This window comes from Roseibium sp. TrichSKD4, from assembly GCF_000148725.1.
Lineage (GTDB): Bacteria > Pseudomonadota > Alphaproteobacteria > Rhizobiales > Stappiaceae > Roseibium.
Window position 1 is genome coordinate 410,223 of sequence record NZ_GL476320.1, and the last position, 26,264, is coordinate 436,486.

The 26,264-nt window shown below is 54.1% G+C and carries 25 protein-coding genes and 1 riboswitch; of the genes, 9 read left to right on the plus strand and 16 right to left on the minus strand.

The window, feature by feature from the left end:
• Positions 1 to 82 precede the first annotated feature (82 nt).
• Both TRICHSKD4_RS22685 and TRICHSKD4_RS22690 read left to right on the plus strand, forming a co-directional pair.
• The gene (locus tag TRICHSKD4_RS22685; RefSeq protein ID WP_009469324.1) at positions 83 to 961 is read left to right on the plus strand and encodes a hypothetical protein; all 879 of its coding nucleotides are present in this window, start codon (positions 83 to 85) and stop codon (positions 959 to 961) included.
• A 216-nt stretch (positions 962 to 1,177) separates the two neighbouring features.
• Complete coding sequence (locus tag TRICHSKD4_RS22690) at positions 1,178 to 1,888, plus strand: spermidine synthase (protein ID WP_009469325.1); 711 nt, start codon at positions 1,178 to 1,180, stop codon at positions 1,886 to 1,888.
• 44 nt (positions 1,889 to 1,932) lie between these two features.
• On the opposite strand, the gene TRICHSKD4_RS22695 is transcribed toward TRICHSKD4_RS22690, so the two are convergent.
• The gene (locus TRICHSKD4_RS22695) at positions 1,933 to 2,793 is read right to left on the minus strand and encodes a LysR substrate-binding domain-containing protein (RefSeq protein WP_050763520.1); all 861 of its coding nucleotides are present in this window, start codon (positions 2,791 to 2,793) and stop codon (positions 1,933 to 1,935) included.
• Positions 2,794 to 2,926: 133 nt separating this feature from the next.
• Here TRICHSKD4_RS22695 and TRICHSKD4_RS22700 point away from each other — a divergent pair, with 133 nt between their 5' ends.
• The 4 genes from TRICHSKD4_RS22700 (at position 2,927) to TRICHSKD4_RS22715 (ending at position 5,875) form a co-directional block, all read left to right on the plus strand.
• Positions 2,927 to 3,631: an SDR family oxidoreductase gene (locus TRICHSKD4_RS22700; protein WP_009469327.1), complete on the plus strand. Its 705-nt coding sequence runs from the start codon at positions 2,927 to 2,929 to the stop codon at positions 3,629 to 3,631.
• Positions 3,632 to 3,728: 97 nt separating this feature from the next.
• Entirely contained in the window at positions 3,729 to 4,505 is a 777-nt protein-coding gene (locus tag TRICHSKD4_RS22705) for an AzlC family ABC transporter permease (RefSeq protein WP_009469328.1), read from the plus strand.
• Positions 4,505 to 4,876 carry an AzlD domain-containing protein gene (locus tag TRICHSKD4_RS22710; RefSeq protein ID WP_009469329.1) on the plus strand — a complete coding sequence of 124 codons (372 nt, stop codon included), beginning with the start codon at positions 4,505 to 4,507 and terminating at the stop codon, positions 4,874 to 4,876. The genes TRICHSKD4_RS22705 and TRICHSKD4_RS22710 overlap by 1 nt, the downstream gene beginning before the upstream one ends.
• Positions 4,877 to 4,957: 81 nt before the next feature.
• Complete coding sequence (locus TRICHSKD4_RS22715; RefSeq protein WP_009469330.1) at positions 4,958 to 5,875, plus strand: phosphatase PAP2 family protein; 918 nt, start codon at positions 4,958 to 4,960, stop codon at positions 5,873 to 5,875.
• 21 nt (positions 5,876 to 5,896) lie between these two features.
• On the opposite strand, the gene TRICHSKD4_RS22720 is transcribed toward TRICHSKD4_RS22715, so the two are convergent.
• The 5 genes from TRICHSKD4_RS22720 to TRICHSKD4_RS22740 form a co-directional block, all read right to left on the minus strand.
• Positions 5,897 to 6,325 (minus strand): HIT family protein, encoded by a 429-nt coding sequence (locus tag TRICHSKD4_RS22720; RefSeq protein WP_009469331.1) that lies wholly within the window; start codon positions 6,323 to 6,325, stop codon positions 5,897 to 5,899.
• Between the two features lie 312 nt (positions 6,326 to 6,637).
• Positions 6,638 to 7,558: a homoserine O-succinyltransferase gene (gene metA / locus TRICHSKD4_RS22725; RefSeq protein ID WP_040617495.1), complete on the minus strand. Its 921-nt coding sequence runs from the start codon at positions 7,556 to 7,558 to the stop codon at positions 6,638 to 6,640.
• Positions 7,559 to 7,600: 42 nt separating this feature from the next.
• Positions 7,601 to 7,709, minus strand: a riboswitch (SAM-I-IV-variant riboswitch).
• Between the two features lie 50 nt (positions 7,710 to 7,759).
• The gene (locus tag TRICHSKD4_RS22730) at positions 7,760 to 9,052 is read right to left on the minus strand and encodes a GNAT family N-acetyltransferase (RefSeq protein WP_009469334.1); all 1,293 of its coding nucleotides are present in this window, start codon (positions 9,050 to 9,052) and stop codon (positions 7,760 to 7,762) included.
• An 84-nt stretch (positions 9,053 to 9,136) separates the two neighbouring features.
• Complete coding sequence (locus TRICHSKD4_RS22735; RefSeq protein ID WP_009469335.1) at positions 9,137 to 9,895, minus strand: glycerophosphodiester phosphodiesterase family protein; 759 nt, start codon at positions 9,893 to 9,895, stop codon at positions 9,137 to 9,139.
• A gap of 61 nt (positions 9,896 to 9,956) precedes the next feature.
• Entirely contained in the window at positions 9,957 to 10,421 is a 465-nt protein-coding gene (locus TRICHSKD4_RS22740) for a RidA family protein (RefSeq protein WP_009469336.1), read from the minus strand.
• Between the two features lie 257 nt (positions 10,422 to 10,678).
• Between TRICHSKD4_RS22740 and TRICHSKD4_RS22745 the strand changes: the two genes are divergently transcribed.
• Positions 10,679 to 11,521, plus strand: a complete 843-nt coding sequence (locus tag TRICHSKD4_RS22745) for a cell envelope integrity EipB family protein (protein WP_009469337.1) — start codon at positions 10,679 to 10,681, stop codon at positions 11,519 to 11,521.
• 13 nt (positions 11,522 to 11,534) lie between these two features.
• Here the strand turns inward: TRICHSKD4_RS22745 and TRICHSKD4_RS22750 are convergent, their stop codons facing one another.
• From TRICHSKD4_RS22750 to TRICHSKD4_RS22760, 3 genes are read right to left on the minus strand one after another with little or no spacing between them, the layout of a single operon-like run.
• Positions 11,535 to 12,860 (minus strand): DNA polymerase IV, encoded by a 1,326-nt coding sequence (locus TRICHSKD4_RS22750; RefSeq protein ID WP_009469338.1) that lies wholly within the window; start codon positions 12,858 to 12,860, stop codon positions 11,535 to 11,537.
• An 18-nt stretch (positions 12,861 to 12,878) separates the two neighbouring features.
• Positions 12,879 to 13,553 (minus strand): hypothetical protein, encoded by a 675-nt coding sequence (locus TRICHSKD4_RS22755; RefSeq protein WP_009469339.1) that lies wholly within the window; start codon positions 13,551 to 13,553, stop codon positions 12,879 to 12,881.
• Positions 13,546 to 13,845, minus strand: a complete 300-nt coding sequence (locus TRICHSKD4_RS22760) for a DUF3572 domain-containing protein (RefSeq protein WP_009469340.1) — start codon at positions 13,843 to 13,845, stop codon at positions 13,546 to 13,548. Before TRICHSKD4_RS22760 ends, TRICHSKD4_RS22755 begins: the two co-directional genes overlap by 8 nt.
• Positions 13,846 to 13,985: 140 nt before the next feature.
• On the opposite strand from TRICHSKD4_RS22760, the gene TRICHSKD4_RS22765 reads away from it, so the two are divergent.
• Complete coding sequence (locus TRICHSKD4_RS22765; protein WP_009469341.1) at positions 13,986 to 14,363, plus strand: response regulator; 378 nt, start codon at positions 13,986 to 13,988, stop codon at positions 14,361 to 14,363.
• 515 nt (positions 14,364 to 14,878) lie between these two features.
• Positions 14,879 to 16,591, plus strand: a complete 1,713-nt coding sequence (locus tag TRICHSKD4_RS22770; protein ID WP_009469342.1) for a methyl-accepting chemotaxis protein — start codon at positions 14,879 to 14,881, stop codon at positions 16,589 to 16,591.
• Positions 16,592 to 16,669: 78 nt separating this feature from the next.
• On the opposite strand, the gene rpmG is transcribed toward TRICHSKD4_RS22770, so the two are convergent.
• The 7 genes from rpmG to plsY form a co-directional block, all read right to left on the minus strand.
• Positions 16,670 to 16,837, minus strand: coding sequence for a 50S ribosomal protein L33 (gene rpmG, locus TRICHSKD4_RS22775; protein WP_009469343.1), 168 nt, complete (start codon positions 16,835 to 16,837; stop codon positions 16,670 to 16,672).
• Between the two features lie 186 nt (positions 16,838 to 17,023).
• On the minus strand, positions 17,024 to 17,767 hold the full coding sequence (locus TRICHSKD4_RS22780; RefSeq protein WP_009469344.1) for an NUDIX hydrolase: 744 nt from the start codon (positions 17,765 to 17,767) through the stop codon (positions 17,024 to 17,026).
• Positions 17,764 to 18,243: a DUF983 domain-containing protein gene (locus tag TRICHSKD4_RS22785; RefSeq protein ID WP_050763521.1), complete on the minus strand. Its 480-nt coding sequence runs from the start codon at positions 18,241 to 18,243 to the stop codon at positions 17,764 to 17,766. The genes TRICHSKD4_RS22780 and TRICHSKD4_RS22785 overlap by 4 nt, the downstream gene beginning before the upstream one ends.
• A complete protein-coding gene (gene rnr / locus TRICHSKD4_RS22790) occupies positions 18,237 to 20,567 on the minus strand; it encodes a ribonuclease R (protein WP_009469346.1) in 2,331 nt (776 codons plus the stop codon). Before rnr ends, TRICHSKD4_RS22785 begins: the two co-directional genes overlap by 7 nt.
• On the minus strand, positions 20,549 to 23,266 hold the full coding sequence (gene topA, locus TRICHSKD4_RS22795; RefSeq protein ID WP_009469347.1) for a type I DNA topoisomerase: 2,718 nt from the start codon (positions 23,264 to 23,266) through the stop codon (positions 20,549 to 20,551). The genes rnr and topA overlap by 19 nt, the downstream gene beginning before the upstream one ends.
• 305 nt (positions 23,267 to 23,571) lie before the next feature.
• Complete coding sequence (gene dprA / locus TRICHSKD4_RS22800) at positions 23,572 to 24,708, minus strand: DNA-processing protein DprA (protein WP_009469348.1); 1,137 nt, start codon at positions 24,706 to 24,708, stop codon at positions 23,572 to 23,574.
• Positions 24,705 to 25,367 (minus strand): glycerol-3-phosphate 1-O-acyltransferase PlsY, encoded by a 663-nt coding sequence (plsY, locus tag TRICHSKD4_RS22805; protein WP_009469349.1) that lies wholly within the window; start codon positions 25,365 to 25,367, stop codon positions 24,705 to 24,707. The genes dprA and plsY overlap by 4 nt, the downstream gene beginning before the upstream one ends.
• Positions 25,368 to 26,264: the final 897 nt, after the last annotated feature.

A 26,264-nucleotide genomic window follows, 5' to 3' on the forward strand; every position in this document is an offset into this window, starting at 1 on the left:
CGTAAATTTCGCTTATGTCATTTGAATAAGAGCAGATTTGAAGACAATTTGCCATTATCCTGACAATCAGTGGGGAGTTTCTATGTTAAGAAGAATAAATAGCTTAGCTGAAATTTGGCAGTCTATTGTTGCTTTGGTTGGGATGTTGTCGATAACCGCAGCGGTTCTGTTTTATTTCGCACAAGGTAATATAAGCTGCAAAAGTTGGTTTGTATCCGCAGCTGAGAATTTCGGGATATTCAAAATTGAGAGATGTAAGCTACGCACGTACTTAGATAACTTCTCTTCAGCGTACGAAGTCGCAGAAGAGTTGATGGGCCCAGCTTTTCGTCCTGATAGAGTATGGGCCCAACCCGCAGGCGACGAGTTCAAGCATATTTTGAGTTTGCACGAACTTTACAGGGCTGAAATCATGAAGCAGTCTGTTTCTAACGCATGGCTGGAAGAGGATTACAATAAGCGCGGGGATCTATACTTCGCTAGCTTCGATCTTGGAAACGTCTCTGTAGTCACATTTTACAGTAAAGATGGTGAATTTAGAAACGTAGAAGGTATTTCTGTATCAGGAGACAGGTTGTTCGAAGACTACGATTTTCCATTTTTTAGATGGAATCATCATGTAAGAGCACAATTTCCAGATGGGCATAACTATCCACCGAGTAGCTCGCAAGCGACCAACTACGTCAGTGGCTTAGGCACTATTGAGTTGATCAAACTGTTGTGTGGAGGGGATGACTTGGTTCGCGACTCTCTACATTATTATGACTATATGGAGGACGACTCATTGGTGTCACCGCCATGCTTCAGCTTACCTCAAGACGCTGGTGATTATCCGTACTTTACAAGATTTTATTTTAACTACGTTAATGTTGATGGGGGCGAACCGTATATCTCAAGTATAAGTGCGTTTAGTGATAATGTAAAAATCATGGAGCAGGTTAGAATAACCTGGGGCGATTAATGTAAATTTCGCATGCATAAATAAATATAAGAATATATTTTAGAAAGGGAAGGTGAGGTTGGGAGAAGCCGATCTATTCCCGTGTAGATTTGGGGGCAGTCGGTTGAGAGATTTATCCAAAATTCTTTTCCCTCTTTCTTCTTGTCGTCCGCCGATTTTCCCTTTCCATTCCCGCCAATCCCCGCCAATCCCCGCCACGGTGGGCGGATGAGTAAGATGTTTGAAGAATTGGGCTACGCGCCGACGCCAATTGGGGCGATATCGCTCCGCCGCCGGCATATTCTCTCCCTGAAAACCGATGTGTTTGAAATCCTGCTTGGTGAAGAGCATTTGATGTCAAGCCTGTTCACTGCCTCTGAAGTCGCGCTGGCCGACCTTGGGGTGAAAGCCTTGGCGGGAAATCAGCTGGATGTGCTGGTTGGCGGATTGGGGCTTGGTTATACAGCACAGGCGGTGCTAGCCCATGACACGGTCAAAAGCCTCACCGTTGTTGATCTGCTGGAACCTGTCATCCGCTGGCATCAAGAAGGCCTTGTGCCGATGGGGGCGGAACTGGCGGAAAACCCGAGATGTGAACTGGTGCAGGGCGATTTCTTCGCGCTGGCAGCCTCTGGGGACGGGTTTGATCAAAGCGAGCCGGGTCGCCAATTTGACGCGATCCTGATCGATATTGACCACACGCCGGACCGGTTGCTGCATGGCGGCTCGAAAAGTTTTTACACCAAAGAGGGTTTGCAGGCCGTGCAGCGGTTTTTAAAGCCCGATGGTGTTGTCGGTCTGTGGTCAGACGAAGCACCAGATGAGGCAATCACCCAGCGGCTCTTGGAGGCTTTTGATGAGGCTTGGGCCGAGCCGGTCATCTTCCCCAATCCCTTGCAGGAGGGGCGGGAGGTCACACAGGCGGTCTATCTGGGGCGGAAAAGCTAAGTAGCTGTCTACGATTGGTTTTCTTGTGGGCTGGGCTGCGAACATCAAACGCCCTGCTTCAACAGCCAGTCTATAACGCGCAAGCGAACGTTATGTTCGCCAGAATGACCAGCTGGATAGACAATGTAATAATTAGAGCAGCTAAGCGCAGGGGCTTCGAAAAGACTGACAAGATCTCCGGTTTCTATCCCATGGCGGGTCAGAATCGTTGGGGCAAGGGCAATGCCCTGCCCCTCGCGGGCTGCGTCTATAGCAAGGCTGGAATGATTGAACTGAAGTTGGGGCGAGGGCGTTGCAAGCCCCTCACTGCGGAAGAACAATTCCCAGTGGTTGTGACTGTCGAAGACCAAAGGTAGGGATGAGAAATCTCGGGCGGAGCTGAAGTGCGGTGAACCGCTCAGGAGTTTATTAGCGAGGGCCGGTTGGGTGACAGCTGACAAGCGCTTGTCAGCCAGAAAATGGTGTTCGAGATCTGCGAACGGCGGGGTTCCAATTCGAATGGCGAGATCGACTGCATCTGCGTTGAAAACCGATATTTTTTCGCTCGCCTGAGTTACCAGATCTATATCCGGATTTATCTCACGGAAATCGGCCAGTTTTGGCAATAACCATTTCGCAGCAACTGAAGGCGGGACGCTCAAGACAATCCGTTGTGATGTTGGGGCGATCTGACGGGTGGCGTTATCTACGATTTCCAGCGCGCGCCGTATTTCTCTGGCATAGGCCCGTCCGTTTTCGGTGAGATGAAGTCCCCGGGCATGACGGGAGAACAGTTTTTGCGCCAATTCTTCTTCCAACGAGCGGACCTGTTGTGCGACAGCGCCTTGTGTCAGGTTCAGTTCTTCCGCCGCAGTTCGGAAATTTTGATGGCGAGCCGCGGCATCAAATGCCCACAACTTGTTCAAACTGGGTCGCTTCAAATTCTATCCTAATCTGAGTGTAGTTTTTCTACAGCCTTAAGCATGAAATCATGATTGGTCAGATAAATCCAGCAGCGATAGTTTGCTTTCAGACTTAAGTGATGTGCTGAGGATTAAGATGACAGATCAAAAGGTTGCGGTCGTTACCGCTGGTGGATCAGGAATGGGTGCGGACGCGGCGAGGCGGCTTGCAGAAGATGGCTTCAAGGTCGTTATCCTGTCCTCCTCCGACAAGGGAGAGGCCTTGGCGCAAGAGCTGGGCGGCGTCGGTTTCACCGGTTCCAATCTTGTGCCTGAAGATCTGCAAGGGTTGATCGACAGAGCCATGAAAACCTATGGCCGGATCGATGTTCTTGTGAACTCTGCAGGGCATGGACCTAAAGGTGATATTATGGAGATATCTGATGCGGACTGGCATCTCGGCATGGACGTTTATCTGATGAATGTCATTCGCCCGACCCGGCTTGTCGCGCCCTTGATGGCAGAGCAGGGCGGCGGAACGATCATCAACATTTCAACCTTTGCCGTGTTTGAGCCGGACCCCATGTTCCCGACCTCCGGGGTCTTTCGCGCCGGTCTTGCCAGTTTCACAAAACTCTTTTCCGACAAATATGCGGCACAGAATGTCCGCATGAACAATGTCTTGCCCGGCTTCATCGACAGCCTGCCGGAAAAGGAAGACCGCCGCGCACGCATTCCAATGGAACGTTATGGCAAGGCGCGGGAAGTTTCGTCCCTGATTTCCTATCTTGCGTCTGAGGATGCGGCCTATATCACCGGACAAAACATCCGTATCGATGGAGGTCTGACGCGGTCGGTGTAGGGTGCAAGGTTGTGCACAAGGTCTCTGGACATGAATTGACAAGCGTGTCCAGAGGCTTGAAAAAGAAACAGTTCTTTCAAGCAAAAAGCATTCGCTGATGTCCGCTTCCGCCGGAGAGCCGCCGGACCCTTCCTCGTCTGAAAAAGACACTGGTGCCGCACCTGTTTCAGAACGAACATGGATGCTGCGCGGGGCACGGGCGGCTGTGTCCATTCCGGCGCTTATTCTGACAGCAGCCTTTGTTGGCTATGCGGGCCTTGCGCGCGAAACCGGTTTGTCGCTTGCCGAAACGCTGGTCATGACCGGGTTCGTCTGGGCGCTACCGTCCATTGTGGTATTGACCGGCGGAATGGCAACCGGCATGGGGCTGGTACCCGCGGCCATCGCTGTGGCACTCGCTTCCGTTCGCTTGATGCCCATGACAATGGCTTTGATGCCGCTGGTCAAGGTGCCGGGAAAAACGCCCACCTGGAAACTGCTGCTCGCCTCGCATTTTGTGGCCGTAACGGCATGGGTTTACGCGATGAAGAACCTGCCGGACATGCAGCGAGACGGGCGATTACCATTCTTCATTGGCTTTGGCGGCTCAGTCACGATCTTCGTGTTCACCATGACCGGCATTTCCTACATGCTGGTCGATCATATGCCGCCCATTGTGGCCGGGGCCTTGTTCCTGCTTACGCCAATCTATTTTCTTTGCTCGCTCTGGGGTGCCGCGCGGATGAATGCCGACAAGGCCGCCATGATTGCTGGCTTGGCCCTGGGGCCTGTCTTCTTTGTGTATGTTCCAGGGCTTGATCTGCTCTGGACTGGCCTTGTTGGTGGAACACTCGCCTATCTGGTCACACGCATCATGAGACAAGGCCTAAGCTGATGGACGGTATACACATTACCAGCCTGCCGGACACATGGTGGTGGCCTTTTGTCATGATCCTCGTGGCTGGCTGGCTGGCGACCGATGTCTGGCGCTGGCTCGGCGTTCTTGCCGGGGGGCGCTTGCGGGAAGACAGCGAAGTCTTCGTGTGGGTACGCTGTGTCGCAACAGCGCTCGTTGCTGGCGTGATTTCCAAGCTGATCCTGTTTCCTCAAGGCGCGCTCGCCGAAACCTCGCTTGCCCTCCGACTTCTGGCCGCCAGCTGCGGCTTTGCCGCGTTCCTCACATTCAAGCAACGCGTGATCGTTGGGGTTCTCACCGGCGAAGTTGTTCTGCTCGCCGGTTGGGTATTACATGACGTAGCGTTTTGAGCGTGTTTTGGGTAAGGTGTTCTTATTAAATTAACAATTTCTCTTGATTGATATGACAAGGGTTGCCTCGGAGAGTTCCGCTTGTTTACGCGTGTTGAGCTAATATTGTTCGCAATTATAGGGTCTATTCTGGCAATTGACCTTGTGGTCATAGCTGTAACCGGTCAGGCAGTCTACTGGAGCGGCTACGTTGGTGTGGCTGCCCTGCCTACTATTTTTCTCGGGCTAGGGCTTTTTTTTCGAATTTTGCGAAAAAATGAGCGCTTCGCCGTTGTTTTTATCTGTATGGCGATCTTCTTGTTTTTTACGATTTCTGGATCTGTCTTTAACTATCTTCTCTTACCTGTTGGACCCAGAGCGGTGGACATGCAACTGGTCCAGATTGACAGTATGCTGGGCTTCAGTTGGTCGGAGTTTGTCAAATGGTTCGATGGGCACCCGCTATTGGCCGAAGGGTTGAAATACCTCTATGCATCTTCCCTTATCCAGCTCGCTTTGGTCACCATTTGCCTCGGACTTACCGAAAAAATAGAAGAACTTTACCGATTTTTGAGCTGTGGCTTGATCGGCGTGCTTGCGTCTATGGTTATCTGGTATATTGCTCCCAGCTTCGGAACTTCGGTTGTCTACGATATAGACAGCCTAGGAGTTACCTCGTTTTCGCTTATGGTGGGCGATGAATATGGGGAAAAACTGAGACATCAGTCGTTGCACGGCATTGACGTATTGTCTCCAGAAAACGTGCTAGGATTGATAGCGTTTCCGTCCGTTCATATCCTCATGGCTGGAATGTGCGCGGTCTACAGCCGCAGCCTGAAAGGCATTTTTCCTGTGCTTCTTGTTTTAAATATTGCGATGATTCCCGCAACTATCCTTCATGGCGGGCATCATCTAATCGACTTGGTCGGTGGCTTAGGCTTGTTCGCGCTTTGTTACTATATTGCCCAGGTGTTAGTCCGAGACCGGTCCCCTGAAATGCCCCGAGCTCTGGCGAATTAACACTCGCGCGGCCCCGGTCAATCAACCAAGCACCGCCCGGATTTTCTCTGCATGCGCAGCAAGTGCGTCATTGTCGGCCATCTCGCCGGTGTGGGCGCGAAGCGATACGCCGTCAAAGCGCGGGATAACGTGGACATGGGTGTGAAACACGACCTGTCCGCCGGCTGGCTCTGAAAACTGCTGAATTGTCGTGCCATCTGCGCCAAACGCTTCCTTCACCGCCAGCGCCATCTTTTTCACAGTAGTCATGACCGAATGAAGGTCAGCCTCGGCAATATCGAAGATGTTGCGGGAAGGGGCCTTCGGGATCACCAGAACGTGCCCGTCACCACGCGGCATGATGTCCATGATGACAAGCGTCGCATCATCCTCATAGACCTTGTGGCTGGGCAATTCCCCGCGCAGGATTTTCGCAAAAACGTTGTCAGTATCGTAGGCAGGCGCGGACATTTGAAACCTCACAAGGAAGATGGAAGATCGACCGTCTATAGCCGATTGAGACTTCGCACACCCTAGTCAAAAAAAGCCTGTGAGAGAACCGCTGAATTCGGTTTTCCGCAAGGGGGAGAAGCAGTTAGCTGACCTCATTGAATCATGTTGCCAAAAGGGCCAGTTCAATTGGCCAATGGTGATTGATCTCAGGTCGCCGAAACGGCGGCGAATTGACTCAGTATTTTCACTCTTGTGACTAATGACCTGAATCTAAAGAAAAATCCCGGCCAGAAGGTCTCACCGGGATTTTTGAGGCAAAAGGGCTGGAATCTATTTCCCGATGTCAGCAACATCAAATGGCGTCGTCTGGTACATCTCGTTGATCCAGTTGCCAAAGAGAAGGTGCGCATGGGCGCGCCAGCGGTTCGGCGGAACGTTGGACGGGTTGTTTTCCGGGAAGTAGTCCGCCGGAAAAGGTGCGTCGTCCTTCTTCGTCTCGCTGTCACGGGTAAACTCGTCCGCCAGTGACGTCGTGTCATATTCGATGTGGTTGAACATGTTGAGGACCCGATGTTTCGGGTCTTCCAGCAAGCACATGCCGGTTTCGTCGCTTTCTGCCAACACGACGAGACCGCTACCCTCAGGAATGTCGGACTTGCGAGCCTCTGTCCAGCGAGACACAGGAACGCGGAAGTCGTCTGAAAAGCCGCGTAGAATAGGGGAGGCGGGCACGCGTACATATTGGCGGAAAATGCCGGTTGCCTTCGTGTCTAGAGCGTATTTCTGCATGCCGTGGAAGTGATAGCTTGCTGCCTGCGCGGCCCAACAGATGTTGAAGGTGCGGTGGACATTGCTTTGCGTCCAGTCAAACACCTGACGCATCTCGTCCCAATAGGTGACCTCTTCAAACGGCAGATGTTCCACTGGCGCGCCTGTGATGATGAAGCCGTCAAACTTGCGGCTCCGCACGTCTTCCCAGCTGCGGTAAAACGCGGCCATGTGGTCGGCAGACGTGTTGCGCGGCGTGTGGCTGCCGATCTTCACCAAGGTGAGGTCGATTTGCAGCGGTGTTGCACCGAGCAGCCGGGCGATCTGCGTTTCGGTGGTGATCTTGTTCGGCATCAGGTTGAGAAGGCCGATGCTCAGTGGACGAATGTCCTGTCGGATCGCCTGGGATTCGCTCATGATCATGACGCCCTCATTCTCAAGGACTTCGCGACCAGGCAAATCATTCGGGATCTTGATGGGCATTTTCAGGCATCCATTTATCTTTTTTGAAAGAACGCCTTGTGATCCGTTCCGCTTGGTTGCCGGTTCGGCCACATCCCCCATCTGTCGGAGTACCACCTTGCCCGGATCGGCAGGTTGGCGTTGGGCGTCTTCCCAACTCTTGATGATGAAACACTATGTAGTTGAAGAAGAAGTTGAAAACAAGCTGCTTGGCGTGAACCCTCAGGATTGTGAACGCGGCGGATCACTTTTGCGAAACGGTGCATGATCAGCCAGCATCTCGTTTTCGCGCTCCACGGCCATCCGCTCCTGTTCCAGAAAGTCCGCAACAGCATTGTGCAGACCCTCGTGGGCAATCCAGTGGGCGGAACAAGTTGTGACGGGCAAATAGCCTCTGGCGAGCTTGTGAGCCCCTTGCGCACCGGCCTCAACGCGCTTCAATCCGTGAGCAATCGCGAAATCGATCGCCTGATAGTAGCAAACTTCAAAATGCAGGAAGGGGTGGTGCTCTGTGCAGCCCCAGTGGCGCCCAAACAGCGTATCAGAACCAATGAAGTTGAGGGCCCCTGCAACATAGCGGCCCTCACGCTTGGCCATGACCAAAAGGATGCGCTCCGCCATGCGCTCGCTGACGGTGGAGAAGAAGGCCCGGTTCAAATAGGGCCGTCCCCATTTCCGCGCACCGGTATCCTCATAAAACTCGAAAAAGGCATCCCAATGCGCCTCGGTGAGGTCAGTGCCTGTAACCCATTCAATCTCAACACCTGAGGCAAGCGCTTCGCGTCGCTCTTTCTTGATCGCCTTGCGCTTTCGGGAGGCAAGGTCGGACAGAAAGCCCTCAAAACTCTCATAGCCATTGTTTACCCAGTGAAATTGCTGGTCCGTGCGCTGCAAATATCCCAGTCCGCCGAGTGTTTCCCATTCTGGTTGGGTCAAGAAGGTTGCATGCACGGACGAAGCCTGGGAGCGTTTGCACACTTGAACCAAGCCGGAAGCCAGCGCTTGCATGCCGGCCTCCCGGTTGATCTCCGGGCACAGCAGAAACCTCCGCCCAGTGGCAGGGGTGAATGGTACCGAAATCTGCAGCTTTGGATAATAGTCTCCGCCTGCGCGATGAAAGGCTTCCGCCCAGCCGTAATCAAAGACGTATTCGCCTTGCGAGTGAGACTTGAGATACGCGGGAACAGCACCCCAAACCGCCCCACTGTCGGTTTCCAGAATAAGGTGACGCGGATACCAGCCTGTTTGCGCGGTCGCGCAGCCCGTGTCTTCGAGAGAACTCAAAAAAGCGTGTGAAACGAAGGGGTTAAATCCTGCGTCTTGAATCAGATTATCAGTATTTTTAACAAGCACATTAAGAACACCCGCGGAGGGTTCAGGCATCAGGTTTCCGCCATTTCCAAGCGTCCAGCCCGGGTTCGCCACCGCGTCCCAGTCGCTTGCAGAAATGTCGTTCAAGCTTGAAAGAATGCGCAGCGTTGCAGACGGGGCAGTCGGATCGCCGGTTTGGGTCATGGGCAATATGCGGCCTGTTAGACGTTTCCAGCTAAGGTAGATGTTAAAGACGTGATGACAAGGGGCGCATCATCCTTTGAAGTTTCAGACCTGATCCGGATCGAAGCCTTCAAAGACGATCTGATCGGCAAATTGCGCAGCCCGTTCGCGGTCCTCTTTGTTTTTAACGGTCCACGTCATGATTGGCAGCTTGAACCAGCGGCTTAAAAGGCTTGGCCCGAACTGGGGTAGGTCTTTCACGCCATAGGAGATGAAATGCGGCCTTGTGCGCGGTAAATGCAAAAGGTGGCGTAGGCCAAAGCGATTGGAGTGCGAAAGGTTGCCGTGATCTTGCCGACGCATTGCATCGGACACTATTCCGCGCAACACGGACGGATTATGAGCCAAGGCGACATCAATCATATCCGGATCAAAGCTCTTGATGCAGGCAGGCCCTTTGTAAGCTGCGACCTGATCGACGATCCTGCGCACAAACGGATTTTGTGCCCCCGCTTTCATATGCGACTTGATCTCAATGACCAGCGGCACAGCACCATCGACTTGGGCAAACAGATCATCCAGCATCCACAGTTTGTCGCCGCCCGACAGCATCGACAGCCGGACGAGGTCTGTGGAGTTGTAGTCGATTACCCGCCCGCTTGCCTGCACAAGCCGGTCGAGTGAATAGTCATGAAAAACAAGGGCTTCCCCGTCAGCCGTTTCCTGAACATCCACCTCTATCCCGAAGTTCTTGTCCTTTGCTGAAGAAACAGCAGAGGGCGTGTTTTCAAGACAAGCCACATTGCCATCGTGATAACCACGATGAGCAATCGGGCGCGCGAAAATGTCCTGTAACTGGCTCATGGGAAAACCCGTGCTGGCCGGTCCACGTCATCCGTAGACCGGGAACAATTGATCGCTAAGGTCAGGCGAGTTCGAAAATGGCTTCGATTTCGACAGTTGCGCCAAAGGGCAGGGAGGCTGCGCTCACGGCAGAGCGGGCATGCTTACCCTTTTCCCCCATGGCTTCACCGAGGAAATCGGATGCTCCGTTGATGACCTTCGGCTGATCGGTAAAGTCACTGGTGGAATTGACAAAGCCAACGATCTTGACGAGCCGGGCAACCTTCTCCAGGTCGCCAGTTGCCACCTTGGCTTGAGCCAGAATGTTAATCGCGCAGAGTTTTGCAGCCGCAACACCATCTTCCAGTGACGCGTCTTCACCAATTTTGCCCTTATGCGCCAGACCATCCGGTCCCATAGGCAGCTGTCCGGAGATGAAAAGCTGGTTGCCGGTTTGAACATAAGGCACATAGTTGGCGGCAGGCGCTGCGGCTTTCGGCAGGGTGACGCCAAGTTCTGCAAGGCGGCGTTCAATGGTCTGGGTCATGGAATTCTGTCTCCGAATGGCTTGCGGTCATGAGGCAAGGTCGATCGGTTTCTTGACGTAAAACAAATCCGCCTGCAAGGCCTGAATGCGCCGCGCAGCCGACTCTTGGAAAAATAATTTTATAGGTCCTAATCGGGGTAAAACTTTGCAAAATCCGCTTTTTTTCAGGGAAAGGGTGGCGGGCTGGTGAGAGCAGGAATAATGTTTGGCCAAAGAGATCCGCTGGTCTTCAGCGCTTGTGTTCGGAAGCAAATCGAATGAACCGTTTGAGTATCGCCCTATTGAGTGCCGCCCTTTTAGGAACCGTCCTGCCGACAAGTGCTTGGGCCGGGGCGAGTGGACTCGCACCCCACAGGGCTGTTTACGACATGAATTTGGGAGAATCCGAGGGCCAGTCTGGAATTTCGGCTCTGTCAGGTCGAATGGTCTACGACTTTTCCGGAAATGCCTGCGACGGATACAGCGTGTCCTTCCGCTTTGTCACAGAGTTTCAGGATGTTTCCGGAGGCTCTCAAGTCACCGATTTGCAGACGACCTCATTTGAGGGCGGTGATGCAAATTTGTACGAGTTTTTGAGCAAGACCTTCGTAAATCGCAAACTCGTGGAATCCACGAGAGGTACGGCAAAGCAGTTGTCGAACAACAAGGAGATCGACCTGTCTGAACCGGAAGAACGAACATTCTCAATTGGTTCCAAGGCGTTGTTTCCGACAGAGCATCTCAACAAGGTGATTGAAAGCGCCAAGGTCGGAACACCGTTTTATGCGGCGGACGTCTATGACGGTTCAGAAACAGGGGACAAGGTTTTCTCCACGACAGCCGTGATCGGTGCTTTGCGTCAGTCTCCTAAAGATGCCAGTGCAACTGCAGGAGCACTGCTGGAGCCGCTGACAGGTGTTTCCCACTGGCCAGTTACGATTGCCTATTTCGAACCGACAGCGAATGAAAATGGCGGGGAGCAAATGCCGATCTACCAGCTGACCTTTCTGCTTTACGAAAACGGTGTAAGCCGTGAGTTGGTACTGGATTATGGCGATTTCTCCATGACCGGAGAATTGAAAGAGCTTGAGTTCTACGAGGCGAGCGACTGCAATAAGTAGCAGTCTTTGTTCGTTAATCTGCCTTGGGTTTGCGCTTCTTGCGCACGCCGTGAGTCAGACCCAGCTCAACGGCTTCGGTTCCAAACTTATCCTTCAGTGCATCCATGGCCCGTTCGGCTTTGCCGCGCCGTTCCGCTTGCTCGTCAACGAGGTCTTGCGGATCGGCTTGCTCGCCGGGGGCAAGATCGTTGACACCGATCCCAAGCAACCGAAAGCGCCGGCCATCTGCTTCCTTTTCCAGCAAGTCGACACCGTTTCTAAAAATCTTGTCGGCCAATTGGGTCGGGTCGGCCAGATGCCGGGCCCGTGTGATGGTCTTGAAGTCCGCCGTTTTTAGTTTGAGCGTGATACCCCGCCCGGAAAGGTCAGCCTTTTTTAGCCGGGCAGAGACCTTTTCCGACAAATCCCGCAGGACCGGACGCAACACTTCAAAGTCGGAAATATCTGTGTTGAATGTGGTTTCTGTGCTGACGCTCTTGGCCCCGCGCGACGGTTTTACGATCCGGTCATCGTCACCTTGGGAAAGGTGGGCAATGTGAAGTCCCATCGAGCCGTAGCGCCGGGCAAGGTCTGTGGGGTCCATTTTCTGCAGTTGACCGATCGTCCGGATCCCGTCCGACTCCAGTTTTTTTTGAAAAACCTTGCCAATGCCCCAAATGAGACTGACGGACTGTTTGGCCAGAAAACTCTTGGCTTCCGCCGCGCCGATGACGGAAAAACCACGCGGTTTTTCAAGGTCAGAGGCGACCTTGGCGAGGAACTTGTTGGGAGCGAGGCCAACAGACGCTGAAATCCCGATCTCTGATTCAATCTCCCGAATGAGCCGCGCGAGCGTTTCGGCCGGGGTGGCACCGTGCAGGCGCTCGGTTCCGCTCAAATCCAGAAAAGCCTCATCAATGGATAAAGGTTCAACAAGCGGAGTAAGGGCGCGCATGCGTTCGCGAATTTCGCGGCCAACCTTGCTGTATTTCTCCATATTTGGCTTGATGACCACAGCATCTGGACAGGCCTCCATGGCCTTGAACATCGGCATGGCGGAGCGAACGCCGTAAATGCGGGCGATGTAGCAGCAGGTCGACACCACGCCGCGTTGACCGCCGCCGACAATTACCGGCTTGTCCTGTAGCTCGGGATTATCGCGTTTTTCGACAGATGCATAAAACGCATCACAATCGATATGGGCAATGGAGAGTTGATCCAGTTCCGGGTGGCTGACGAGCCTTGGGCTACCACATTTTGGGCACCGGGACCGCCCGACCGCTGAGCGTGTCCCGCAATCCCGGCACAGCGCTTTGGGCGGGGTTAGGGACGGATCAGAGGCTGAGTGCGTTTCGCCCATGGCTGATGCGTCCTGAGCCTAACCGCCCGAACGTGGCAGCGCGTTGATGAAGGATAGGGTGTCAGCCCAATCTCCCGTCAAAAAATCGACATGCGCTTCTTGCGTCATGTTGGAGCGAAACGGCTCGTCGGCAATAAACTGGATCTGGATTGCGGACGGCAGGCTGGCCTGAACAGAGGTGTGGTTTGTAGGGCTGTCATCGATGAAGACGACGGGCTCTTTGCGGCCTGCAGAAAGTGCCGAAACGGCACCTCCTTTGGGGCCGGAATTCACCAGAACAGGAAACGAGAACCCATAGGACGCCAGAAGCCTCTCGCGAATAGGGCGATTATGGGCACCTGGAAGATTCGTTAGAAAAAGGACATCCCAGTCTTCTGCTAGTGCGTGAAGAGTTTTGTCAGCGCCTTCGACGAGGTCTTGCGCATGGCTTTGTGTATCAAGGAAGTCTTGCAGCAGGCGTTTGACGGCATCTGCTGGTAAAGCGGATTGGGACGCCTTTTCGGCAATATTGTTGGTCAGCCTGTATTCTTGCTTGAGGAGCTTAAAGCCGTTGTTCTCCAAATAAGTCCTCAAGTGTCGCACCAAATGCAGCACCACTTCGTCAACATCACAGATCACAAGCGGACGAGATGACGGCGGCAGTGCGCTTATTTGATCCAGAATGGCGCGGCTCGCCGCTTGCGGCTCAGGCATCGTTTGGCAAATCCTTGGCAAGCACATGGCGTGCAGCGGCGATCATTGTCGGGCGAATGCCCGCATTTTCGCAAAAGGCTAAAAGTAGAGCTTCGTCGGACATGTAGAATTCAAGAACACCGGCAAGGAAACCCGGCTCTGCAGCCGCAGTGCGAATCGCCTCCGGCCCTATCCCGGAAGTTGCCAGAAATCGGCCAACCTGCTCGGGGTCACTGGTCATTTGAACAAGCGCCTGCGTTGCAATTTCTTCAGCTTGCTCGGCTGAGATCCGATGGCCAGTAGAATCAATCATTGCTATTTTTGCCTTTCTGAAAGATTTCCGCGATAAAAGACTGAATAACTTGCAGCGGGGCAGGGGTCCAGTACTCGATAACGGGACTGGGATGTAAGAAAAACGGGGATCGGCATTCAAGCCGTCAAAAGGGCAAGACCATGTCAAAAACCGTGCTGATTGTGGAAGACAATGAGCTGAACATGAAACTCTTTCATGATCTGCTCGAGGCGCACGGTTATTCCACACTTCAAACAAGAACAGGTATAGAAGCCCTGGATCTTGCGCGCCAGCACAAGCCTGACCTTATCCTGATGGACATTCAGTTGCCTGAGGTTTCCGGTCTGGAAGTCACCAAATGGATCAAGGAAGATGAGGATCTGGCCTCAATTCCCGTGATTGCAGTGACTGCATTTGCCATGAAAGGTGATGAGGAGCGGATCCGCCAGGGTGGTTGCGAGGCCTATATCTCAAAACCCATTTCAGTTGCCCGTTTCCTTGAAACAGTACGCTCGTATATTGGCGACGTAGAGGCCTGAAGGCCTGAGTTGTTCTAGGGTTGTAGGACGTAGGTCGAACCCTCACGACCAATTGAAGCGGGGCGTTCCATACTGATTAACCTTACAATTTTACTAAAATCAGTAAAGAGAATGTGCAAAATCCACCGTATGTATTGATTTACTTGAGTAAATGGGTAGGGTGACCTCCTATCGGGGTAAATCCTGATAGTGTTTTGTGCGATGAGAAAAACATCCGGGCATAAAACCGACAGTTTCCCTACGGAGTGCTCAGGTCCGCCGCATCTCCTGGGTCCGTGGGGCAGGCCGGCGCGAAAGCAAGTCGAAGAGTGGCCTCCTCGAATGCTTGCCTTCCGCCGGCCTCCTAATTTCAGCCAATTGTTGTATTTTTTTGTCGTTGCACGTCTTTTAAATAGAGTGCAGTAGGTTCTATAGGTACATTTAATGGAATATTGCGTATATTACTTAGGGTGAGTTTACTTCCATTTAAAGACTTCGCTGCATCCTTAAACCAACCTGGTTCATGAGGGGCTGAGATGTCTTTTTTCACGAAAATGAAAATAACCACGGCGATGTCCGTGGCATGTGTTTGCTTTTTTACTGTAGCAATGATGTTGGTTGGCGGGATCGTTTACACCATCGCCGACAAGCAGGCAGCTGAATCAGCCGTTGCCAAGCAAAACTCCAGCCTAAACATTGCTGCGACCGTTTTCTCTGAGCGCATTGAAGGTGTTACGGTTTCGCGGGACAGCGATGGCAATGTCAAAAGGATTGAGCTGGATGCACTGCCGGGTTTCGCATCTCATGAGATGATCGAAACAATCACCGGTATGACGGGTGAGACAGCAACGGTGTTCGCTTGGGATGCCGAGAGCAAGGATTTTTGGCGCAAGACGACGAATATCATCAAGCCGGATGGTTCCCGGGCTGTTGGAACACCTTTGGGGCAAAAGGGAGCAGTCTACCCGGTCATCATGGCGGGCAAGACCTTCAGCGGTCAGGCGACCATTCTTGGCAAAGACTATTTCACAATCTATGAGCCGATCTTTTCCAAGAACAACGAGATCATCGGCATTCTTTATGCAGGTGTAGAAAAAGACGCGGTACTGGCTAACGTTTGGGAGTTGATGACGTCCTTCCTGTTGCTGGCTATCCCGGTCGTCGCTGTCTTCGTTGGTCTGACTTGGTACATGGTCGGCCGCATCCTGCGCCCAGTGACGGTTTTGGCGGAAGCCACGCAAAAGATTGCACATGAAGAGCTAGATGTTGAAATTCCGTTTGTGGAACGCACTGACCAACTTGGGGACCTCGCCCAGTCTGTTCAGACGCTGAAAGAACGGTCGATTGAGCGGGTTCAGTTGGCACGCACACGCGAAGACGGTGAACGTGCCGAAACAGAGCGCCAAACCGCAATCAAGGGCATGATCGATGGGTTCCGCACCCGGTCCTTGAACCTCTTGTCCTCTGTTGAGCAAACAGCCGGACATCTGGACTCCACCGCACGCGAATTGAGTGGGCTCGCGACCGAAAGCGCAAGCCATGCCAATGAGACAGTGCATTCCTCCTCAGAGACGTCTGGTAACGTGCAGACAGTGGCCAGCGCTGCAGAAGAACTGGCAGCATCTATCGGTGAGATTTCCAGTCAGGTTGCTCGCACCACTGAAGTTGTTGGCCGGGCGAGCCTTGAAACGCGCAACACCAACGAAAAAGTGGAAGGTCTTGCTGCCTCTGCTGCCAAAATTGGTGAAGTGGTGACGCTCATTCAGGCGATTGCTGAACAAACCAACTTGCTGGCCCTGAACGCAACCATCGAAGCGGCCCGTGCCGGCGAAGCCGGGAAAGGGTTTGCAGTCGTGGCGGCTGAGGTGAAGGATCTGGCGACCCAGACCTCCAAGGCAACAGAAGAAATCGGCTCTCAGATTTCTGCCATCCAAAGTGCGACCCGCGAATCCGTTCAAGCGATTGCGCAGATCACCAGCATTATGGAAGAGGTCGACAGCTACACGTCAACGATTGCCGCAGCTGTTGAAGAGCAGGGCAGTGCAACGGCTGAAATCTCGCACAGTGTGCAGCGGGCCTCTGTTGGCACTCAGGCCGTGTCTGAAAACATGGCGAACCTCTCCAACTCCGTCCAGGCAACCTCCGGCACGTCTGAACAGGTGTTGAGTGCTTCCGGCGATCTTTGGGAGAAGACCGAGGCGCTCAAGGACGAGGTCGAGACCTTCTTGACCAATGTGGTAGCCGCTTAAGCAGCAAGCCTTTCAAAGCAAAAGAAAAACCCCGCTGGAAACCAGCGGGGTTTTTTGTATCTAAAAGCTGAAAAGACCTTACTTGATCTTCGCTTCCTTGAAATCAACGTGCTTCTTGGCAACCGGATCGTACTTACGCTTGACCATCTTTTCGGTCATTGTGCGGGAGTTCTTCTTGGTGACATAGAAGAAGCCGGTATCAGCTGTCGAAACAAGCTTGATCTTGATGGTAGTCGCCTTGGCCATGGCCTTGCTTTCCTGTGTTCTTATTAGGGGCAAACGGTTCAGGTGGCCAGGAGACGCTGGCGATCAATCTGCCCGTTATATGAAATCAGCGCGCAAAGTACTCAACAAGCGCTCAAAGTCAAGCATTGCCTTTTGTACTGCACATTCCGCGGGAAGACGATCAGTATTTGTCCCCCGAAGATCCTTTTAAAGAAGGTCTCTGACAAAATCGCCTTGCCGGAAGGAATAAAACGGTACCTCGGTCTCCGGTGCCAGTTCAGGGTCGGATTGCAGCCGGTTCTCAAGATCAGTGAGAATCGTTTGGGTGATGATCGGCAGTTCTTTTTGCCGAGCCTCTTCAAGCGTCAGCCACGCACAGTCTTCCAGTTCTCCAGAAGGGCCACGCCCGTCGGCAAGCTTGTCTGCAATGGCATCTGACCAGACGGCGAAGAAACGCGCATCAAATCGCCGGGGGCGCTTTGGCGGCGTGATGGCCCGTGCAACGAACCGAAGGGGCGTCAGATCAAGGGCTATGCCGCGATCCACAAATGCATCGAACCCGGCCCCGAGACGCTTTGGGCAATCCAGTTCTTTGGAGCCAACAAAAACGCCCGCCTCTTCGTAAGTCTCACGGATTGCAGCCAGTGCAAAACCTTTGATGCGTCCGTCGGATTTAGGGGCCTTGAGCTCCTTACGCAGCTTTTCTTCGACAACTGGGTGGTAGCCTTTCTGGGCGCGAACACGGGAATCAGTTGCATCCACCCGGCCACCTGGAAAAACGAACTTTCCCGGCATGAACGTGTGGCGCATGTGCCGACGCCCCATCAATACCCGCACATTTACCCCTGATCGGTCGAGGATCAGCAGCGTAGCCGCGTCCTTTGGGCGAATATAAGGGTGGTTTCCGGCTTGTTCGTCTCGGGCCAGTCTCTCGGCCAGGTTTGTCGTCATTTAATGCTCGCGGCTGGATCAGGTTCTGGAAGGTCATCCCCAGCATCCGGATCAAATCCGTGCATGTAAAGAGCCCATTGCAGACCTATCAAGGCACCTTTGACCGGGCGCATGAGCGCAAAAGACAAAATGAGTGTCAGCGGTATCCAGAGCGCCATGTGAATCCATAGCGCAGGCCGGTAGATCATCTCAACGGCAAGAAGGGCTGGGATGATAATGTGGCCGACGATTGTGATCGTGAAATAGGGCGGGGCGTCGTCTGCGCGTTGGTGATGCAATTCTTCACCACAATGCTCGCAAGCCGTCTGCGTGCCCAAAAAGCCGTCAAACAGGCGTCCTTCGCCGCAAGCAGGACATTTTCCGCGCATGCCACGAAGAATGGAGCGCCAGACCGGCCGTGCCGGTTTGCCAGAAAGAGCGTGATCGTCTTCGGGCGCATCGGATATCAAATCCGTCCTGTATTCGATGCTCACCATTTTCTCCCACGTTTCGGTTTGGCCGCACGTTTGGACTTGCCGTCCGTCTTGCGAGCCGGTGGTTTCCTTTTTGTTGATCGCCGGGATGGCTTTCCGGTGCGACGGCCTTCACTGACCATCTCGAACCGCAAGGATCCGGCAAAGGGCGCAGCTTCCGCCAGCCGAACCTCAACACGGTCGCCAAGTTGGAAGGTTTCACCGCTCTTGTCACCAACGAGGGCGTGCGACCCTTCGTCATAGCGGTAGTAATCGACGCCAAGTGTGCTGGCCGGAATAAAGCCGTCAGCGCCACTTTCATCAAGTTGCACAAACATGCCGGACTTTACCACGCCGGCGATTCTGCCTTTGAATTCAGCGCCAACCTGATCTGACAGCCAAAGCGCGATCAGGCGATCCACGGTTTCGCGCTCCGCCAACATGGCGCGTCGTTCTGCCGCGGAAATATCGGCGGCAATCACCTCAAGTTTCGCCTCAATGCCATCCGGCAGGCCATCATCGCCAAGCCCGAGCGCACGCACAAGGCTGCGATGGACGATCAAATCGGCATAGCGGCGAATAGGGGAGGTGAAATGGGCATAGCGGCGAAGATTGAGCCCGAAGTGACCAATATTATGCGGATTGTATTCCGCCTGCGCCTGACTGCGCAGAATCACTTCATTGACCAGATGCGCCTGCGGTGTGTCCTTTACCTTGTCCAATATGCCGTTAAACACGGACGGTCTGAGACCGCCGGAAGACGGCAGCTTCATGTTAATCGTTGAAAGGAACTCTTTCAGCGACTCCAGCTTTTCCGGTGTAGAGGCATCATGGATCCGGAAGAGCAGGGGAGACTTCTTCTTCTCTAGTGTTTCGGCTGCGGCCACGTTGGCCTGGATCATGAACTCTTCGATGAGCTTGTGCGCGTCCAGTCGGTCCGGAACATAAACATGATCAACACGGCCATCCGCCGTCAGCTTGATCTTGCGTTCAGGCAAGTCCAGTTCCAGCGGCTCGCGGGCATCGCGTCCGCGCTTCAGGCAGGCGTAAGCCTCCCAGAGAGGCTTCAGGACGCCGTCCAGCAACGTTTCCGTTGTCTCATCCAGAACACCCTCTATAGCCTTCTGTGCCTGAATGTAGGACATCTTGGCAGCCGAGCGCATTAGCACCCGGTGGAAGGTATGGTTGATCTTGCGGCCTGATTTGTCGAACACCATCCTGACGGCCATCGCAGGGCGATCTTCTTTCTCGCGCAAAGAGCAAAGGTCGTTGGAAATGCGCTCTTGCAGCATCGGGATCACCCGATCGGGAAAATAAACCGAATTGCCGCGCTTCAGAGCTTCCTTGTCGAGCGCCGAGCCGGGGCGGATGTAATGGGCAACGTCGGCAATGGCAACGTAAACCACATGCCCGCCTTCGTTGTTCGGATCCTCGTCAGGTTCCGCATAGACCGCATCATCATGGTCCTTGGCATCGGGCGGATCGATTGTGACCAGCGGGATCTTGCGCCAGTCATCGCGTTTCCCAAGCGTTTCAATTGGCTTTTGACGTTCTGCTTCTGCTTCCACGCTGTCCGGAAACACATGGGGAATGCCATGCTGATAGAGTGCGATCTCCGAGACAGCCTTTTCGCTGTTCATGGAGCCAAAACGCTCCACGATAGACGCGCGCGGATGGCCGTAGCGGCCAGAGCGGGTCACCTGAACACTGACAAGATCGCCGTCTTCAGCCCCTTTCAGGTCCGTGGTATCGACATCCAGCTCCCGCTGCTTGCGCTCAATCGGCTCAAGATAGGGCGGCATGCCTTTCTCACGCATCCGGAAGATCCCGAGAATGGCATCCTGCCGCTTCTCCAGAACCTTGATTACGCGCGCTGTATGGCTTGCTTCCGGGCCGCTTTCACCTTCTCCAAGACGGATCAAGGCCCGGTCATTCAGTCCCGGTTGGGGGCCTTTGCCTTTTCCGGTGAGAACTAGAATACGAGGCGGAGCACCAGCTACCTCATCCCAGTCAACCGGTTCGCCTAATAGTTCGCCATTCTCGTCGCGCGCAACGAGGTTGACGACAAACACGGGCGGCAAATCCCCCGGACGGATCAAACGCTTCTCACGCTTTTCCAGCAAACCTTCAGCTGCAAGGTCCTTGAGCATCTTTTTCAGATGAATGCGCGCCCCGCCGATAATGCCGAAATGACGCGCGATTTCGCGTTTTCCAGCTCGCCCGGGATGATCTGCCACAAAGGCTAGAATATCCTCCCGGGAGGGCATTTCACCCGGAACCTTGGCATGCGCCCGTTTGGAATGCTTGCGCGGGTTGATCCGTTTGGCACTCAAGACGCGCCGTCCCACGGCACTTCATCAGAGGAAGCGTCAACTTCCGCCTTGGCTTTGGAAGCCGTCTTCTTGGCAGTCGTCTTTTTTGCTGCTGGCTTTTTCGCCGCCGCTTTCTTCTCACCAGCCTTAGCTGTTGATTTTTTCGCGGTTGTTTTCTTTGCCGCTGCCTTTTTCTTTGTTCCGCCCTTTGCCGCCTTGGCTGCGATCAGTTCAACCGCCTGTTCCATAGTGACGGCTTGCGGGTCGGTGTCTTTTGGCAGGGTCGCGTTGACCTTGCCATGTTTGACGTAAGGCCCGTAGCGCCCGTCATACACGTTCACTGCACCGCCTTCTTCCGGGTGTTCGCCCAGTTCTTTCAAAGGTGTTGCCGCTGCCCGGCCACGTCCGCCGCCCTTGGCGCGTTTTTCAGCCAGCGCGTCCACGGCGCGGTTGATGCCAACAGAAAACACTTCATCCGGGGAGGAGAGGTTTGCATAAGTTCCTTCGTGCAGCACGAACGGGCCATAACGGCCAATGCCTGCAGATATCATCTTGCCGTCTTCCGGGTGTGGGCCGACTTCACGGGGCAGGGAGAGAAGCTGCAGAGCTTTGTCCAAATCCATGTCGGCTGCCGACCAGCCCTTCGGCAAAGACGACCGCTTCGGCTTGGCTTCTTCACCCAGCTGCACGTAAGGGCCAAACCGTCCGGTGCGCAAGGAAACATCCAGCCCGGTTTCCGGGTCTTGGCCCAGCACCTTTGGTCCGTCCGCAGCGCCGTCGTCTTCTCCGTCGCCGCTCTTTGCAAGCTGGCGAGTGTAGCTGCATTCCGGATAGTTGGAGCAGCCGATAAACGCCCCGAAACGGCTGACTTTCAAGGATAGCTGACCCGTGTCACAGGTCGGACATTTGCGCGGATCAGAGCCATCTTCTTTCGCCGGGAAGATATGCGGCCCTAGCAATTCGTTGAGGTTGTCGATCACCTCAGAGACGCGCAGGTCCTTGGTCTCGTCGACAGTTGCTGAAAAGGCGTTCCAGAAATCGCGCAACACGTCGAGCCATGAAAGCTCACCAGCGGAAATCTTGTCGAGCTGTTCTTCAAGGCTCGCGGTGAAGTCAAACTCCACATAGCGGTTGAAGAAGCTTTCCAGGAATGCGGTAACAATCCGGCCCTTGTCCTGCGGAACCAGCTGTTTCTTTTCCAGTTCCACATAGTCCCGGTCGCGCAGGGTCTGCAGCGTGGAGGCATAGGTGGACGGACGGCCAATCCCAAGCTCTTCCATCTTCTTCACAAGGCTCGCCTCGGTGTAACGCGGCGGCGGGGTCGTGAAGTGCTGGGAAGCTTCGACGGACTGTTTCTTGTCTTCCAGAACCGTCAGGCTGAGGTTTGCGCCTTGATCAACGGCGGGCAGGCGGTTTGAACCTTCCTCATCGTCATCATCGCGCCCTTCCTGATAAAGCGCGAAAAAGCCGTCAAACCGAACCACAGAGCCCGTTGCGCGCAGTTGCGCAGACTTGCCGCTGCCCTTGGCCGTGATTTCAATGGTTGTGCGTTCCAGAACTGCCGATTCCATCTGGCTGGCCATGGTGCGTTTCCAGATCAACTCGTAGAGCTTCGCTTGATCCGAGTCGAGAAATCGGGCGACATCCTTCGGGCGACGGGATAGATCGGTTGGGCGCACGGCTTCGTGCGCCTCTTGGGCGTTCTTGGCCTTTGATGCGTAAAAGCGCGGCTTTTCAGGGACGTAATTATCGCCAAAGTCCTGTGCGATCACCTTGCGAGCAGACGAGATCGCTTCTGGCGCGATCTGAACGCCGTCCGTACGCATGTAAGTGATCAGACCCGAGGTCTCACCGCCAATTGAAATGCCCTCATAAAGCTTCTGTGCCACCTGCATGGTGCGCGAGGCGGCAAATCCGAGCTTTCGAGAGGCTTCCTGCTGCAGCGTCGATGTTGTGAACGGCGCTGCCGGGTTGCGCTTGGCAGGCTTGGACGTAACGCTCTCGACTAGATAGCTGGCACTGTCCAGCATGGTCTTGATTTCGGTGGCTTCTGCTTCCGTCTTAATGTCCAGACGCCCGATCTTGCGACCGTCATATCCGGTCAGCCCGGCTTGAAACACGCCCCCTGCCGGTGTCTTCATGCCCGCAAAGATCGACCAGTATTCCTGTGGCTGGAAAACCTCGATCTCCATTTCCCGGTCGCAGATGAGGCGCAGGGCAACAGACTGCACGCGGCCAGCTGACCGGGCACCCGGCAGCTTGCGCCACAAGACAGGAGACAATGTAAAGCCGACAAGATAGTCCAGTGCGCGGCGCGCCAGATAGGCGTCGACAAGTGGCGTGTCCAGCTCGCGCGGGTTGTCCATTGCTTCCAGAATGGACTTCTTGGTGATCGCGTTGAAAACCACGCGCTCAATCTTCTTGTCTTTCAGAACCCGCTTTTTCTGAAGAACTTCCAGAACGTGCCACGAAATTGCTTCCCCTTCGCGGTCGGGGTCAGTCGCGAGGATCAGTTTGTCGGCATCTTTCACCGCATCTGCGATTTCCTTCAGCCGCTTTTGGGATTTGGAATCGACCTGCCAGCTCATGGCAAAGTTCTCGTCCGGCTTGACCGAGCCATCCTTGGGAGGCAGGTCGCGCACGTGTCCATAGGACGCCAGGACGTGATAGTCAGAGCCAAGATACTTGTTGATCGTCTTCGCCTTTGCCGGCGATTCCACAATGACGATGTTCATTCTTACCCAAAATACGATTGCCGGAGACAGGTCATCCGGGAGGAAACACAAAGCATGAGTGCCCGACGATCCGGGATCATGAGCCGCCTGTCAAATGGACCTTTGAAACCGCCGGGTCAAGTCAGGCGGGCCAAGAGGCCGTCAATTCCGGCCATTTCTACTGTTGATTATCTCGCAAGGTAAAGTATGTGCGGGGCTTTTTTGAAACTTGGAGCTTAGCTACAGCGCACCTCCTTTTTGTGCCAAATGGCGATTAAGTGGGTGCGAACACCGTGGATAAGTCACGTCTTTGCCGACAAGCCAACTCAATAAAGCAGCGAAATCGTGTTTCCCCGGTGCCGTTCCAACCGTCCGGCGAGTTCCAGTTCCAACAGGATGACATTGACACTGCGCGCTGGCACGCAAAGAAACCGAATGAGCTCATCCACATCCGTTGGTGTCGGTCCAAGGGCAGAGAGAACTGCGCTGCGCGAACTGTCGTCCGGCTCCTGATAAGGGGCGTCTGTTGAAGTCGGGTCTTCGTTGATGGTCTGTGCGAAGGGCAGGTCAGGCTCAAGGCGTCCGGCAAGGCTTTCCAGAATATCGTCGGCGGATGTGATAAGTGTCGCGCCTTGCCGGATCAGCTGGTTGGCGCCTTCAGAACGCGGGTCAAGCGGAGAGCCCGGAACAGCAAAAATCTCACGGTTTTGCTCCAGCGCGAAGCGGGCTGTGTGAAGCGAGCCGGATTTCTTCGCCGCTTCAATCACCACCACGCCAAGAGACAGGCCGGAAATGATCCTGTTGCGACGGGGAAAATCGCGGCCACGCGGTTTCCAGCCAAACGGCATCTCGGTGATGGCATTGCCGCCGCGCTCCAGCAGGCTTGAGAGCAGCCCGGCATGGTCCGGTGGATAAAGAATGTCGATCCCGCCAGCAAAGACCGCAACGGTACCGGAGGAAAGCGCTGCTTCATGCGCAGCAGCATCAATTCCGCGGGCGAGGCCCGAGGCAATGGCAAAGCCGTGCGTCCCGAGATCGGTGGCAATTTGCCCAGCCAGCTTTCGCCCGGAGAGGGATGCATTGCGCGCGCCGACCATGCCAATCATTTGCGGGCCAGCCAGTGTTTGACCCCCGAGAACCGAAATGAGGGGCGGCGGGCCGTCAATATGTTTCAGATGCGGTGGATAGTCCGGCTCACCAAGGGCGACCAGTCGCGCGCCAAAACGCGTGTGTGCTTCAAGCTCTGCTTCTGCATCGTGAAGCGGCGAAACACGAAGTGTGCGTTTTCCGCCCCGCGCGGACATTTCCGGCAAGGCAGCGAGCGCTGCATCTGCAGACCCGAAATGGTTGATCAGATCACGGAATGTATGCGGCCCGACATTTTCAGAGCGTATTAAACGCAGCCAAGCAAGGCGCTGGGCCTCTGGGAGGCAAGGTGTTTTATGCGGCTTGAGCGCCGTCACGCGGCCCCGTCTTCTGCAGGGTCTGGCTCAGGAGCGGGTTTGGATTTTTGCCCAATCCTGGATTCTTCGCCGCGCAGCAATCGGCCAATATTCTCGTGATGCTTAACCCAGAGCAGCAAGGAGAGAAGGGCAAACATCTCCGCGATTTGAACCTGCCCGAAGGCAACGTAAAGCAGCACTGGCGTCAACAAGCTGGCGGTAAGGGCAGAGAGAGAAGAGTAGCGGAACACAAAGGCCACCCCGATCCAGATCGCCGCACACGCCAAAAACGCAGGCCAGTAAATCCCGAGCAAGATTCCAAGATAGGTGGCAACGCCCTTGCCGCCCTTGAATTTCAGCCAGACCGGAAACAAATGCCCCAAAAACGCGCCAAGCCCTGCAATCAGCGCCATTTCCAGCCCATAAAAATGACTGACAATCAGAACCGCAACCGTGCCTTTCAGACCGTCACCAAGCAGCGTTGCCAGCGCCAGCTTCTTGCTGCCTGTCCGTAGAACATTGGTGGTGCCGATATTGCCCGAACCAATCTTGCGAATATCGCCTTTCCCGGCCATGCGCGTGAACACAAGACCAAAGGGAATGGAGCCCAGCAGATACCCGAAGGCGAGGGCAGCAAGGTAGTAAGGCCAGGCAAATTCCCAGCTGATCGGATCAGGCATGTTCTGTCAGTATCTCCCCGCCGCGCGCATGATCATTTCATTTTTGTCACTATAAGGCCTTGCCGCGCTGCTTTCCATGGGGAGATGCACTCCAAAATTCACGGCATTGGTTTGGACCAGATAAAAAAACAGTCAGCCACAAAGTGCAATCTCAATACTAGCTGAATCAAAATGGTTGTTCTTTCGATGTAATGTATACATATTGTTATATTTATCAAAAATCGTTAGATATAAAACTCACGTAAATGCTTACTAGTAGCATTGGGAGTGTGATGACAAAATTTCAGACTTCCGTACTTATTTGCTTTTTCCTCCTGATTTTCATTTGTGCTGGGCTTATGGTTGCATCTGAATTTCTGGGTGCGTCAAACGGCGAGAAAGTGCTGGAGGTGGCCAGCCAAGGCTTCACGTTTTCTTTGGGGTCTGCGGTAGGAGCTCTGATAGCTATGACCGGGAGATTTTTTGAATGACCCACAAATGCCTTGTGCTTATATCTCTCTACTCTTTGGTTGCAGGGCTTTTTCCTTCGCCAGCAATTGCGCAAATTAAAGATATTGATCGCCGGGTTGAAGTCTGTGCTGGGGGGCTCGGAGTTTCAATTGAAGGAAGGCTACGAGGAAGTATAGGAAAGGCATAAGAGGAAAGCGACCTAGTTGGAGACGATTTTGTTTTGAATCAGCTAGGAGCGATTTTCAGGGCACGACGGCAGCCGAACGCATTGAACTTTATAAACTATACACCGACTGCCTTAAATCAGAGAGACAGCAAGGGGGCACAAGTAATCTCGGATACTCTGAACCTAGCCAACAGGAAATGCTAAAGGCGCATTCCGCTCAGGTGTCTCCATTGGCGCTCCAGCTTCTGCCGATCACTCACTTTGTCAAGCAAGGATGTACA

Bases quoted from the DNA above. Each gene is read 5' to 3' on its own strand.
- TRICHSKD4_RS22730 (WP_009469334.1), bottom strand. From the start codon at position 9,052: ATGACCCAAACCGGCGATCCGACTGCCCCGTCTGCAACGCTGCGCATT.
- TRICHSKD4_RS22755 (WP_009469339.1), bottom strand. From the start codon at position 13,553: ATGCCTGAGCCGCAAGCGGCGAGCCGCGCCATTCTGGATCAAATAAGC.
- TRICHSKD4_RS22780 (WP_009469344.1), bottom strand. From the start codon at position 17,767: ATGACGACAAACCTGGCCGAGAGACTGGCCCGAGACGAACAAGCCGGA.
- TRICHSKD4_RS22710 (WP_009469329.1), top strand. From the start codon at position 4,505: ATGGACGGTATACACATTACCAGCCTGCCGGACACATGGTGGTGGCCT.
- TRICHSKD4_RS22720 (WP_009469331.1), bottom strand. From the start codon at position 6,325: ATGTCCGCGCCTGCCTACGATACTGACAACGTTTTTGCGAAAATCCTG.
- TRICHSKD4_RS22765 (WP_009469341.1), top strand. From the start codon at position 13,986: ATGTCAAAAACCGTGCTGATTGTGGAAGACAATGAGCTGAACATGAAA.
- TRICHSKD4_RS22690 (WP_009469325.1), top strand. From the start codon at position 1,178: ATGTTTGAAGAATTGGGCTACGCGCCGACGCCAATTGGGGCGATATCG.
- TRICHSKD4_RS22735 (WP_009469335.1), bottom strand. From the start codon at position 9,895: ATGAGCCAGTTACAGGACATTTTCGCGCGCCCGATTGCTCATCGTGGT.
- rpmG (WP_009469343.1), bottom strand. From the start codon at position 16,837: ATGGCCAAGGCGACTACCATCAAGATCAAGCTTGTTTCGACAGCTGAT.
- topA (WP_009469347.1), bottom strand. From the start codon at position 23,266: ATGAACATCGTCATTGTGGAATCGCCGGCAAAGGCGAAGACGATCAAC.
- TRICHSKD4_RS22770 (WP_009469342.1), top strand. From the start codon at position 14,879: ATGTCTTTTTTCACGAAAATGAAAATAACCACGGCGATGTCCGTGGCA.
- plsY (WP_009469349.1), bottom strand. From the start codon at position 25,367: ATGCCTGATCCGATCAGCTGGGAATTTGCCTGGCCTTACTACCTTGCT.
- TRICHSKD4_RS22750 (WP_009469338.1), bottom strand. From the start codon at position 12,860: ATGGGCGAAACGCACTCAGCCTCTGATCCGTCCCTAACCCCGCCCAAA.
- TRICHSKD4_RS22745 (WP_009469337.1), top strand. From the start codon at position 10,679: ATGAACCGTTTGAGTATCGCCCTATTGAGTGCCGCCCTTTTAGGAACC.
- TRICHSKD4_RS22740 (WP_009469336.1), bottom strand. From the start codon at position 10,421: ATGACCCAGACCATTGAACGCCGCCTTGCAGAACTTGGCGTCACCCTG.
- TRICHSKD4_RS22685 (WP_009469324.1), top strand. From the start codon at position 83: ATGTTAAGAAGAATAAATAGCTTAGCTGAAATTTGGCAGTCTATTGTT.
- TRICHSKD4_RS22760 (WP_009469340.1), bottom strand. From the start codon at position 13,845: ATGATTGATTCTACTGGCCATCGGATCTCAGCCGAGCAAGCTGAAGAA.
- TRICHSKD4_RS22785 (WP_050763521.1), bottom strand. From the start codon at position 18,243: ATGGTGAGCATCGAATACAGGACGGATTTGATATCCGATGCGCCCGAA.
- TRICHSKD4_RS22700 (WP_009469327.1), top strand. From the start codon at position 2,927: ATGACAGATCAAAAGGTTGCGGTCGTTACCGCTGGTGGATCAGGAATG.
- TRICHSKD4_RS22705 (WP_009469328.1), top strand. From the start codon at position 3,729: ATGTCCGCTTCCGCCGGAGAGCCGCCGGACCCTTCCTCGTCTGAAAAA.
- metA (WP_040617495.1), bottom strand. From the start codon at position 7,558: ATGCCCATCAAGATCCCGAATGATTTGCCTGGTCGCGAAGTCCTTGAG.